This window comes from Arthrobacter oryzae (genome assembly GCF_030812315.1).
GTDB lineage: Bacteria > Actinomycetota > Actinomycetes > Actinomycetales > Micrococcaceae > Arthrobacter > Arthrobacter oryzae_B.
Window position 1 is genome coordinate 509,556 of sequence record NZ_JAUSSM010000003.1, and the last position, 10,999, is coordinate 520,554.

At 65.5% G+C, this 10,999-nt stretch carries 13 protein-coding genes; 7 read left to right on the plus strand and 6 right to left on the minus strand.

Annotated features, from left to right (window positions below; translation table 11 throughout):
• Nucleotides 1–4: 4 nt before the first annotated feature.
• The gene (locus J2S97_RS09180; protein WP_307048534.1) at nt 5–256 is read right to left on the minus strand and encodes a DUF6480 family protein; all 252 of its coding nucleotides are present in this window, start codon (nt 254–256) and stop codon (nt 5–7) included.
• A 222-nt stretch (nt 257–478) separates the two neighbouring features.
• On the opposite strand from J2S97_RS09180, the gene J2S97_RS09185 reads away from it, so the two are divergent.
• From J2S97_RS09185 to J2S97_RS09195, 3 genes are all read left to right on the plus strand, one after another.
• Nucleotides 479–1,225 carry a histidine phosphatase family protein gene (locus J2S97_RS09185; protein WP_307048536.1) on the plus strand — a complete coding sequence of 249 codons (747 nt, stop codon included), beginning with the start codon at nt 479–481 and terminating at the stop codon, nt 1,223–1,225.
• The gene (locus tag J2S97_RS09190) at nt 1,209–2,156 is read left to right on the plus strand and encodes an NAD(P)H-hydrate dehydratase (RefSeq protein WP_307048538.1); all 948 of its coding nucleotides are present in this window, start codon (nt 1,209–1,211) and stop codon (nt 2,154–2,156) included. Before J2S97_RS09185 ends, J2S97_RS09190 begins: the two co-directional genes overlap by 17 nt.
• A gap of 156 nt (nt 2,157–2,312) precedes the next feature.
• The gene (locus J2S97_RS09195; RefSeq protein ID WP_307048540.1) at nt 2,313–2,744 is read left to right on the plus strand and encodes a hypothetical protein; all 432 of its coding nucleotides are present in this window, start codon (nt 2,313–2,315) and stop codon (nt 2,742–2,744) included.
• Between the two features lie 41 nt (nt 2,745–2,785).
• Here the strand turns inward: J2S97_RS09195 and J2S97_RS09200 are convergent, their stop codons facing one another.
• Both J2S97_RS09200 and J2S97_RS09205 read right to left on the minus strand, forming a co-directional pair.
• Nucleotides 2,786–3,595 carry a class I SAM-dependent methyltransferase gene (locus tag J2S97_RS09200; RefSeq protein ID WP_307048542.1) on the minus strand — a complete coding sequence of 270 codons (810 nt, stop codon included), beginning with the start codon at nt 3,593–3,595 and terminating at the stop codon, nt 2,786–2,788.
• An 87-nt stretch (nt 3,596–3,682) separates the two neighbouring features.
• Nucleotides 3,683–4,054: a DUF7793 family protein gene (locus J2S97_RS09205; protein WP_307048544.1), complete on the minus strand. Its 372-nt coding sequence runs from the start codon at nt 4,052–4,054 to the stop codon at nt 3,683–3,685.
• Between the two features lie 93 nt (nt 4,055–4,147).
• Between J2S97_RS09205 and J2S97_RS09210 the strand changes: the two genes are divergently transcribed.
• Nucleotides 4,148–5,791 carry an ATP-binding protein gene (locus J2S97_RS09210; protein WP_307048546.1) on the plus strand — a complete coding sequence of 548 codons (1,644 nt, stop codon included), beginning with the start codon at nt 4,148–4,150 and terminating at the stop codon, nt 5,789–5,791.
• Nucleotides 5,792–5,839: 48 nt separating this feature from the next.
• On the opposite strand, the gene J2S97_RS09215 is transcribed toward J2S97_RS09210, so the two are convergent.
• Complete coding sequence (locus J2S97_RS09215; RefSeq protein ID WP_307048548.1) at nt 5,840–5,995, minus strand: hypothetical protein; 156 nt, start codon at nt 5,993–5,995, stop codon at nt 5,840–5,842.
• Between the two features lie 144 nt (nt 5,996–6,139).
• Here J2S97_RS09215 and J2S97_RS09220 point away from each other — a divergent pair, with 144 nt between their 5' ends.
• The 3 genes from J2S97_RS09220 (at nt 6,140) to J2S97_RS09230 (ending at nt 9,172) form a co-directional block, all read left to right on the plus strand.
• Nucleotides 6,140–7,189, plus strand: a complete 1,050-nt coding sequence (locus tag J2S97_RS09220; protein WP_307048550.1) for a hypothetical protein — start codon at nt 6,140–6,142, stop codon at nt 7,187–7,189.
• A 107-nt stretch (nt 7,190–7,296) separates the two neighbouring features.
• Complete coding sequence (locus J2S97_RS09225) at nt 7,297–7,635, plus strand: DUF7793 family protein (RefSeq protein WP_307048552.1); 339 nt, start codon at nt 7,297–7,299, stop codon at nt 7,633–7,635.
• A complete protein-coding gene (locus tag J2S97_RS09230) occupies nt 7,625–9,172 on the plus strand; it encodes a putative bifunctional diguanylate cyclase/phosphodiesterase (RefSeq protein ID WP_307048554.1) in 1,548 nt (515 codons plus the stop codon). The genes J2S97_RS09225 and J2S97_RS09230 overlap by 11 nt, the downstream gene beginning before the upstream one ends.
• 15 nt (nt 9,173–9,187) lie before the next feature.
• Here J2S97_RS09230 and J2S97_RS09235 read toward each other — a convergent pair whose 3' ends face one another.
• Together J2S97_RS09235 and J2S97_RS09240 are read right to left on the minus strand one after the other, a co-directional pair.
• Nucleotides 9,188–9,970, minus strand: a complete 783-nt coding sequence (locus J2S97_RS09235) for a glycerophosphodiester phosphodiesterase (RefSeq protein WP_373460527.1) — start codon at nt 9,968–9,970, stop codon at nt 9,188–9,190.
• Between the two features lie 14 nt (nt 9,971–9,984).
• Nucleotides 9,985–10,803, minus strand: a complete 819-nt coding sequence (locus tag J2S97_RS09240; protein ID WP_307048556.1) for an HAD family hydrolase — start codon at nt 10,801–10,803, stop codon at nt 9,985–9,987.
• Nucleotides 10,804–10,999 lie beyond the last annotated feature (196 nt).

A 10,999-nucleotide genomic window follows, 5' to 3' on the forward strand; every position in this document is an offset into this window, starting at 1 on the left:
TCAGCTATTCCTCGTGACCCTGGTCCCCGCTCATGGAGTCCTCAGCCGGGGGCGTTTCGCCAGGGGGCACGCCGCCACCGGGCTCCAACCCGGTGACGTTGCCCTCCAACGGGTCAGGGTTCGCGGTGGCTGCAGGATCCTTGGACGTCCGGTCTTTTTCCTCCGCTTCTTCCCCGCCGGGCTGGCCCGACGCGTGTCCTGCGCTGTGGGGCTTGTCCGGATTTGAAGGGTCGTTCTCCGGGTGGTAGCTGCTCATGGTTTCGTCCGTTCGTCGGGGAGTGGGAAGACGCGCCAGCTGGTGGGTGGCCAGCCTAGCCGTCCCTGATGGCCGCGACAAGGACGCACGGGCAGTAGTAACGTGGGCCTTCCTGAGCCATCGGCAGCCAATGAGTGCACGAATAGGGCCTGGGAACGGACCCGGACCAAGGGGGTAGCAATGCCGCAATCCGACGACCGAACTCCTTCCGGAAGAGGTCTCATGAGAACGGGGCTGACCGAGCTTCTGCTGGTGCGCCACGGCGAGAGCCAAGGCAACGTGGCCGCCACGATGGCCAGACAGGCCGGAGCGCAGGTCATTGAAGTCCCGGCCCGGGATGCCGATGTGGAGCTTTCCGCCACAGGGCGCGAACAGGCGCTGGCCCTTGGGCGGCTGTTCGCTGATTTTCCGGAGGAGCGGCGGTCCGCGGCTGTATGGTCGTCGCCCTACGTCCGCGCCCGCCAGACGGCCGAGCTCGCCGTAAAAACCGGCGGATGGCCAGCAGGCATCCTCATCGACGAACGGCTCCGGGACAGGGAACTGGGCATCCTGGACATGCTGACCTCCTCGGGCGTGGAAACCCGGCTGCCCGAGGAAGCGGCGCGACGCCGGTGGCTGGGAAAGTTCTACTACCGGCCGCCGGGCGGTGAGTCCTGGGCCGACGTGGTGCTTCGGCTCCGCTCCCTGCTGGCCGACCTCGAACGGCAACCGGGCAGCGATCGGGTGGTGCTGGTGTGCCACGACGCCCTGATCCTGCTCTTCCGCTACATTCTCGAAGGACTGACAGAACCGGAAATCCTGGATATTGCCGCCACGTCCACGGTTCTCAACGCCTCGCTCACCCGGTTCGTGCGGCCCGACGGAGCGGGGCCGTGGATCCTGGAGAGCTTCAACATGGCCGACCACTTGGTCAGCGAGGGCGTGCCGGTGACCGAGCATGGAGGAGACGCCAATGTCCACCCAAGGTAGGGCGGACGCAGCCGTCCCCGTTACCCCTACGCTGCTGCGGGACTGGCCCCTTCCCGGCGGCGGGTCCGGCAAGGACGACCGCGGATCGGTGCTGGTGATCGGGGGCGCCCGGAAGACGCCCGGAGCCGCACTCCTGGCCGGCACAGCGGCTCTTCGTGCAGGTGCCGGACGCATCACGCTGGGGGTGGCGGGGTCTACGGCGGTACAGGTGGCGGTTGCCCTGCCGGAGGCGGGCGTTGTGGGCCTTGCCGAAACGGACGGTGGCGCCGTCCGGGGTTCCGGCGTGTCCGCCCTGGCTGAAGAACTGGAGAAAGCCGCGGCAGTCCTGGTGGGGCCGGGACTGGACGACATGGGCGAGGCCGCATCCCTCCTCAGGGAGCTGCTGAAACTGGATTCCGGGAGCGGCGACTCCGCCGACGGCCGACCTGCCGTGGTACTCGATGCCTACGCTTTAGGCTGCCTTCCGGAGCTCCTCGACGAGCTCGGCCCGTGGGCCGGGCGGCTCATCCTGACCCCGAACATTACCGAGTCCGGAGTCCTGTTGGGGCGGGACGTCAACAACCTGCACCAGGACGCTGCAGAAATAGCCGAGCGTTACGGGGCGGTAGTGAGCTGCCAGGGCGTCATCGCCGTCCCGGCCGGGTACACCAAGAGCGCCCGGAAGGATGGCGATAGCCAGGCGAGCGGCGGTCTATGGGAAATCACCACCGGCTACGGCGGCCTGGGCACGTCCGGCAGCGGTGACATCCTGGCCGGTGCCATCGCTGGACTGCGGGCCAGGGGCACCTCGGATACCCAGGCCACCTGCTGGGGCACACACCTCCATGCTGCCGCCGGTGACCGGCTGGCCAGCCGCCTCGGGAGCCTCGGGTACCTGGCACGGGAACTTGCCGATGAGCTGCCCGCCCTGATGGTGGAACTCGGTACCTGATGGGCGCGCTCCGGCGGGCAGTCGGGCCCTGGACTAGGGCATCCCAACTCCCGACCCGCCGTCGGACTCTGGACTAATCGTAAGCATGCTGATAAATCTGGATTAACGACTGGCGCCCTCAGGCTTGCGCCGGAGGCGAATGGGAGGAGTACGTCGATGGGAATCGGAGACAGCATCGGAGAAGCTGCCAAGAACGCAGTGGAGGACCTGGCGGGCACGGCCGAAAGAACCGACGACGGCCATGCGCCGGATCCCGGCGATCCGAATGAGGAGATCCGCGTTCATTCCTCCATCAGCGAAGGTTCCAACGCCACGGACTCGGTGGATCCAACGGAGAACCCGCCGGGCACGCCGCCGGAGCAGCCACCGGCCCCGCCGGGCGACGTTCCGCCGCTCGACGACCCACACGGGACCCCGGCGCCGGACGACAATCCGGACCCTGGTGAAAATCCAGGCCTGGGCACAACCGCCGCCGCCCGGCAGGACGTACCGGGCCCCGGAGGTCTTCCTGCCCCGGACCCCGGGGAGCTGCGGGCCGATCCCTCCGAGGCGGACGGCGACCCTTCAACGAGCATGGGCCGCGGCTAGCACTCATGGGGCGGCGGCCAGGCAGGCTGGGCCAGGGCCACCTAGCCGCGGGCCCTCAGCACGGCAAAGTAGCCGGGGATGAGGTCTGCCCGGGTGGGATTGGACAGGGGCACCGTTTCGATCGTGGTGGGACCATCTTCGATCAGCTCCCAGCGGTCGGCGGGGAAGGCAAGGTTCCGCTCTTTCGGGCCAAAGTGTCCGGGCATCGGCAGTCCGCGGATGGCGCCCTCGAGCGGGGCGGGAATGGACCGGATCGTAGCGCCAAGATGTGACACGTAGTCGACGGCGTTTCCCTGGAAGTCCGTTTCGGCGAGGAATACCCGGCCGCGCGCTCCCGCGATGGCACGGACGTTTTCGGCAAGGGCGTACCGGTCGCGTTCGCCCAGGACGTGGAGAACGCCGCGGATGAAGACATTGGCCCCGCTGTCAGCGCCAAGAGCGAGCAGTTCCCCGTCCAGTCCGCTTCCGGAGCCGGCAGCCGTCATGTCCCGGACGGCGTAGGAAACGTTCGGCACTCCGGCAGACTCCGCACGGGCGCGCCGGACTGCATGGGCTGAGACGTCGACGCCCACGGCATGCGGGAAGTGCCGGGCCAGCCGGCGGGTGAAGCTGCCGTTGCCGCAGCCGATGTCCACCACAGGCAGGCTTGTGTCCAGGTGGAGGCGCAGCATGTCCACGTAGCCCAGCATCTCGTGCTCGGTACCGGCATCCCAAAGTACGTCACCCGCGGCGCCGGTGGCCTTCACGTTGGACCAGAACCGGTCCCAGGCCACGTGATGGTCCCGGGGTGCCCCCGCGGATAGCCGCACGAGCTTGGGAACCATCAGATATTTTTTTAGGGCGGACAGCATGGTCCCAATATAAGTGCACGCGATATAGGTGACACGCGCGTTGGCCTCAAGGACGAACGGGCCCAGAGGATCAAGGCGAATCGGGAATCAGGTCAAAGCGAGCCATGCCAGGGCGTCCCGCTCGGATGTGAAGAACTTAGTGGGGCACGGCACCGCGTTGATGCCCAGGAAAAAGTTGGCCAGTACCCGGTCAACCGGCGAGGTCCCCAGCAATGCGATGCGGGATGCCTGGCACGGGCGGCCGAACACGGCGCGGGCGCCTCGGCTCACGTCCGCTGTTGTGGCCATGTCCACCAGCATGGGATGCCGGTCATCTCCGCACAGCTGGTTCACCTTGAGCATGGCGCGCTCCGCATCCGCAGCTGTTATCACCGCGCCCCGGGGCCATCTCAGCCGGAGCATTCCATCGGCTCCGAGCGTCAAACCCGCCTCTGCGCCTTCCTCGCGATCTCCGGACATATTCACCCTTCCTCCCGCCAGGGTTCGCCCGCACGGAATGCGTGCGACTGATGTCACCCTACAATGTACTCAACCGGGACCGAAGGGGGCACTGTGGTTACACAGGCGGCGGAGAAATCACTCGTACCACGCACGGCCATCGTTGCGGATCCGGACGGCGGGCGCTTGTCCGCTACGGCGGCCGTCCTGGCCGCAGCAGGTTTCGATGTGGCCAGGGCCTCCAGCCAGGAAGGTCTTGCGGGCCTGCTCGAACAGCAAAGTCCCAGCATCGTCGTCGCGGACCATTCTTTTGCGGGCCTTCCCGTGACTGCCCCGCTGCTTCTTTTGATCGACCTGGACGACGAATCCGAGGCTGAAAGCGTCCGGACCCTGGGGATGGCGGACTATATTGCAAAGCCCGCTGCACCGGCTGAACTTGTCCACCGGGCAGACGTTCTGATCAGCCGTGCCGCGCAGCGCTCTGAGGCCCGGCAAAGTGCGGAACGGCTGCGCGAGAAGCTCCGGAAAGTGTCCGCCGCTGTGCGGGCCACGCACGATCCGCACGTGATTTCGGACCATCTGGTGAAGGGATTTGGGGAGACGTTCGGCGCCGACCGCGTTCTGTTCACCACGTTCGACGACGACCGCGTTCCCCGGATAGCGGCCCAGTGGCATCGTCCCGGCCTGGCCCCGATCGCGGGCGGGCTGGGAATCCACGAAGCCTCTGCCCACCGCGTTGCGGACCGGCTATGGTCGGAGGCCGAGGTTCTCGCCGTGGACGACCACAACATCCATGAGTGGTCCCCGGAGGACCAAGGCCTGGAGGCGTGGACCGAACACATGCGCCCCTGGGCCTCCGCGTTCGTCCCCGTGGGCGAAGGAAAATCGTCCCTTGGCGTCATCTGGATTGCACAGCTCGACGAGCCACGGGTCTGGACGCGCACGGAAATTTCCCTTATCCAGCACGTCGCCGGCAACGTCGCGTACGGGCTCATCCAAAGCCACCTGATGAGCGCGCAGCAGCAGGTGGTCAAGCAGCTGCGGCAGCTTGACCAGGCGAAAACCGACTTCCTGGCCACCGTCAACCACGAACTGCGGACGCCGCTCACTTCCATCTCCGCCTACTTGGACATGATCCAGGATGGCGTGGGAGGCCCGGTGCCCCCTGAAGTGGAACGGATGCTGGACATCATTGTCAGGAACTCCGAGCGGCTCCGCCGGCTGATCGAGGATATGCTCACTGTTTCGCGGCAGGACTACGAGGGCGCCAACCTGCATCTCGCACCAGTGCAGCTGGGGCACACCCTACAGATCGTGACAGTGGCGCTGCGTCCGCTGGCGGAGCTGGGGGACGTCTCCATCTCGCTGGAGCTCGACGACGGCGACCCCGCGATTATTGCCGATGAAGTCCAGCTGGAGCAGGTTTTCACGAACCTGGTTTCAAATGCCATCAAATTCACCCCGAGCGGGGGGCGGATTGTTGTCAGCTGCCGCATTGAGCCAATGACAGATGGAGAACCCGGGGTTAATGTCCACGTACGCGACACAGGCGTCGGAATCCCGAACGAAGAAATCCCGCATCTCTTTACCCGCTTTTTCCGGGCATCCAACGCTACGTCCACTGCCGTCCCGGGCAGCGGCCTTGGGCTCGCCATTGCATACGACATCGTAAAGGCGCACCGGGGGTATTTGGCTGTCAGCTCGGAACTCGGCGCTGGCACAACAATCACCGTGCAGTTGCCCATTTCCGGCCCTTAAACGGGACTGCCCCCGGATGTGAAATCCGGGGGCAGTCTGCTCGTCGAACTAGTTAGGCCACCAACCGATGGAGGACTGGGTAGTCACGGTCTTGCTGGAGGTGCTGACATTTGTGTCCGACTTCGGAGCGGCGTTAGCGGGTGCGGCGAATCCTGCAACAGCCAAAACGCCGGTGAGCAAGAATGTTGCGGCAATCTTCTTCATCCGTTGGTCCTTTCAATCAATTGGGCTTACCTTGCATTACGTGCGACATTATACGGTCAAAACATCAACATTAAAGCCAAGTAATACGAAGAGAATTGTGGCATCCGGACTGCCCGGGAGGCCGCCCGGGTGGATAATTGGCAAATGCGGACTCCCCGGAATTTGACTCCCTACGTAGTGGCCGAGCTGCAGGCACGCGAAAGTGCAAGAAATCGCGATTACGCTGGTGCAAAAGCCCAGGCCGCCGCAGCCGCGGCGCTGGCCCTCGAATCCGGAGACCAATCCGGCTGGTGGAACATGATCTACCTGAAAGCCGAATGCCTCCGCGACGAGGGATCAATCTCCGAGTGCCTGGAAGTCGCCAGGTCCCTGGCCGAGTCTCCCCTGTCCTTGGATCACCCGTTATTGGCCGCCCGCGCCTATACGCTCCTGGCGGTCGCGCAGCAGGGGCTGGGGAGGCTCCCGGATGCCGTGTCGGCAGCGGCAGCTGCAGCGAACCTGGTGGCCGGCAACGCCGAATACGTCTACCTGCACGTGGAAGCGCAACGGGCCCTCATCGCCGCCCTGGCCGAAAGCCGCCGGCTCGATGAAGCGTGGGACCAGTGCCTCCTCCTTGAGGGCCTGCTGACGGAGCTCGTTAACGAGGACACTGCCGGCAAGGCCTATTGGGTGATTGGCAATGTCGCGTTCCTCAGCGGCAGGCTCACGGACGGCGGCCGCTACCACGACATGGCGGCCGAGAGCCTCTCGCCCTCGAAGGACGTGGACCTCTGGGCCAGGTTCAACCGCGCCTCCGCGGTAATGCGCCTGGAGGCGGAGCTCACCGACCCTGCCACCCTCCGGTGCATCGAGCGGGCCGAATTAGCCACCGAGGTGGTGGGCGGCAGCAACCGCGACCTCCTTGAAATGTCCTTCGCCCGCGCGCACTGGCACTTCCTTACCGGCGACATGGCCACTGCCATCAACATGCTCAGGCCGCTGTGCACCGAATCCGGTATTTTAGCCACCCAAACTGCCGGTGAGGCCTCGTTCCTTCTCGGAAAAGCCCTTCTTGCCAACGGTGAAAACGACGAAGGGCTGCAGCGGCTGGAGGATGCGGCAGCGCTCTTTGACGATGCGGCGGCCTCGGAACGGAGCGCCCAGGTCCGCGCATTTGCGGCCGGCGTGAACCAGGGGACCACGGACGCGGTTTGACAGTGTATTTTTAGTCACACGGCATCATCGAAGTCCTGATGGTGCTAGAGAGGCCAAAAGCCTCCTCTCATATCGTCGGGGGAAGAATGTCTCAGCCGCTTGGATTGATGCAGGATCAAATCATCAAGATCGTGCTCCCCCGGGACGAACACCTGGATGAGCAGTCAGCCCGCCTGCTGACCGCGAAACTTCAACTCCCCGTAGCCGGTTCGCCGGTGGCTGTGCTGATGGACGTGACAAATGTGGCGTCCGTAAGCAGGGCGGCCAGGGCTGTTTTTGGCAGTTTGACCACAGTGTGTGCCTGGGCATTGCTGGGCCAGACGCCCGTGGACCGGATCCTGGCCCATTTCATCCTCGGTGGCGACTTCAAGTCTGGGCCCGCCGGCTACTTCACGTCCGAAACCGAGGCGATCACTTGGTTGAAGGAACATGCCTATGTTCACTGACGGGGATCCACGGCTGGGCAAGCTGCTGGACGGAATAGTCCGCCTCGCTGCAGGAGAGCTCCACTCCAGAATCGAAGTATCCCCCGCCAGGGACGAACTGGATGCCGTTATCATGGGCACCAACCTCCTGGCCGAGGACCTGCAGATCATGTACCAGGAGCTTGAACAGCGGGTGGAATTGCGCACCCGGCTGCTCAACGAAGCTCATCTGGAAATGCAGAAGATGGCGCTCACGGACTCGCTGACGGGCCTCTCGAACCGCGTAGCCCTTGTCAGCGCCCTCAACGCGGCACTCGCGGAAACTGAACAGGGCGGCCTGCCGCCCGCCGTCCTCCTGTTGGACCTTGATGCCTTCAAGGGCATCAACGACACCCTCGGCCACGCTGCCGGGGACCAGGTGCTGGCCGCCGTCGGCGAGCGAATCAAGGGATCCGTCCGCGATTCGGACACCGTGGCCCGCCTGGGCGGCGACGAATTCGCCGTACTGATGCCCGCCACCACGCTGGCACGTGCGGCAAGCGTGGGCAACCGCATCCTCTCGTCTTTGGATGATCAGGTGGAGCTCGAGAACGACGCCATCCATTGCGGCGCCAGCATGGGGCTGTGCATCGGTGGAGCCGGCCAAAGCGCGGAACAGCTGCTGATGGAAGCCGACGTGGCCATGTACGCGTCCAAAGCCGGCGGACGAAACAGGCTCAAGGTCTTCGAACCGGCCATGCTGCATGCGCGCCAGTTGCGAAGCCAGCTGATTGAGGACCTGCGCACGGCAATCACGGAATCCCAGCTGGTGCTTTTCTACCAGCCGGTGGTGCAGCTCGCCACAGGCAGGATCGAGGGCGCTGAGGCACTGGTCCGCTGGAAGCACCCTTCCCGCGGAATGGTGATGCCGGATGAATTCATTCCGCTCGCGGAGGACGCCGGACTCATTTCCGAGTTGGGCGGCTGGGTGCTCCGCACCGCCGTCGAACAGCTCCGACACTGGCGGACCACAGGCCGTGCGGGTGACGACTTCACCATGCGCATCAACATCTCGCCCACCGACCTTCAGCGCCTCGAGTTCATCGAGGAGGTCCGTGATGCCCTCATCGGGGCCGAACTCAGCCCGGAGCTGCTCGTGCTCGAGCTGACGGAGGGCGCCATCGTAAGCGGCAATGAACTGGACCGGTACTCCCTGAACAGCCTGCGCAAACTGGGCGTCGGGCTGGAGATCGATGACTTCGGCACGGGCTATTCCTCCATCAGCTACCTGCGCAGGCTGCCCGTGGACAAGGTCAAGGTGGACCGCTCCCTCCTGAAGGACCTGGGCACCGATCCGGCACAGCCGGCCCTGATAGCCGCGATCCTCCAGCTGATCCGGGCATGCGGCCTGGAGGCGGTCTGGGAAGGGGTGGAGACCGCGGAACAGGCGCAGCACCTGGCCAGCATCGGCTGTGTCAGCGCCCAGGGCTACTACTTCGGGCGGCCGGTCCCCGCGGATGAGTTCGCGGGGGTGCTCGATGCACAGCGGGCATCACGCCACGGCGGCCAGTACCGCTAAGTCCGGCCAGTACCGCTAGTCCCACTGCCCCCGGTCCTGGAGCACCTTCTTGAGGAGATCCGCCCGGTCCGTGACGATTCCGTCAACGCCCATGTCCAGGAGCCGGTGCATTTCCGCGGGATCATTGATAGTCCAGGCATGGACCTGCAGTCCGTGCCGGTGGGCCCGGCGGACAAAGGCCGGAGTCACCACCCGGATTGCACCGTAGCTGACCGGCACCTGAAGCGCGTGCACGCCCCGCAGGGCCCGCCGGATGACGCGGGCCGGGAGCACCGGCCCGAGCACCGTGAAGACCGCGTTGGACACCATCCCGGCCGACCCCGCAACCGGCCGGCTCAGGAGCTTGAGGACGGCCCGGCGCCGGCGGTCGGAGAAGCTGGCGATCAGCACCTGGTCGTGTACGCCGTGTTGCTCAATGGCCGCGGCCAGGCTGGGAACGGAGCTCCAGTCCTTGACGTCGAGGTTCAGCCTCACACCGGGAAAGGCCGAAACCAGTTCCTTGAAGAGCGGGATGGGCTCCAGGCCCCCGATCCTTGCCTGGGCAACGGTCCCGGCCGGGAGCCGGGAGATGCGGCCCGCCCCGTCCGTGACACGGTCCAGCGAGGGGTCATGAAACACCAGCAGCACGCCGTCGGCAGTGGTGTGGACGTCCGTTTCCAGGTACCGGTAGCCGAGTTCGACGGCGGCACGGAACGCCGCCATCGAGTTCTCCAGTCCGTCCGGCGAGAATCCGCGGTGAGCCATCGCGATCCGCGCCGAGGAACTACCGGCGGCGAAGAAGGGTGGGGACTCAGTCACGCCCGGACGCCCGCCTAGAGGTGCTTGACGCCGAGTTCGGCGAGTTTGGCTTCGAGGATCTGGGCCACACCGTCGTCGTCGAAATGGGGTGCCTGCTGCCCTGCGGCGCGGATGGCCTCCGGGTGGCCGCTGGCCATCGCGTAGCCGTCGCCGGCCCAGCGAAGCATCTCGATATCGTTGGGCATGTCCCCGAAGGCCACCACGTCGGCGGCGTCAATGCCCAGGGTGGTTGCGTATTCGGCCAGGGTCACGGCCTTGTTGACGCCCGGCAGGGCAAGCTCCAGCATGGCCACGGTGGGTGCCGAGTGGGTGGCCGACGCGAGGTGGGCGACGGCGGGTGAGACCTCGGCAAGGAATTCGTCGGCAGTGCCTTCCCGGACGATAGCCAGGAACTTGACCACGGCGTCGTCCGCCGTGAGGGTGCTGGCCAGCGGGGCAGGGGTGAACTCGGACAGCAATTCGCTGGAGTCGTTTTCAATGAAGCCCGGTTCAAGGTGGAATCCGGTGAGGGTTTCCGCGGCGAACAGCGCGGAGGGCCGCAGCTTCTTGATGATGCGGCGCGTTTCGAAGACCGCGTCGAGGGAAAGGGCGCGGGCGGAAACGAGGCGGCCTTCTTCAAGGTCCCACACCACGGCGCCGTTGGAGCAGATCACCGTTCCGGCGTGCCCCAGCTGGTCCTCAAGGGGGTGCAGCCAGCGGGGCGGGCGTCCGGTCACGAACACCAGTTCGACGCCGGCATCACGGCAGGCGTGGAAGGCGCGGATGGTACGGTCGCTGATTTTGCCGTCATGCCCGAGGATCGTTCCGTCAATGTCACTTGCTACCAGCCGCATACTGCCAGTCTACGTGGGGCCGGCAGCGGGTCCGTCCCGGATCCAGGCACCGAGCGCCCTGAGGCGCGAAGTCGCCGGAACGGTGCCGGATCGCCGGTAACTCCCTGTGTGTCAGGCTGTTGTGTGACAGGTTCCCTGTTGCTGGAGCCGGTGCTCAGAGCGGGGAAAGGTCCATCATGGATTTCGTTATGCCTGT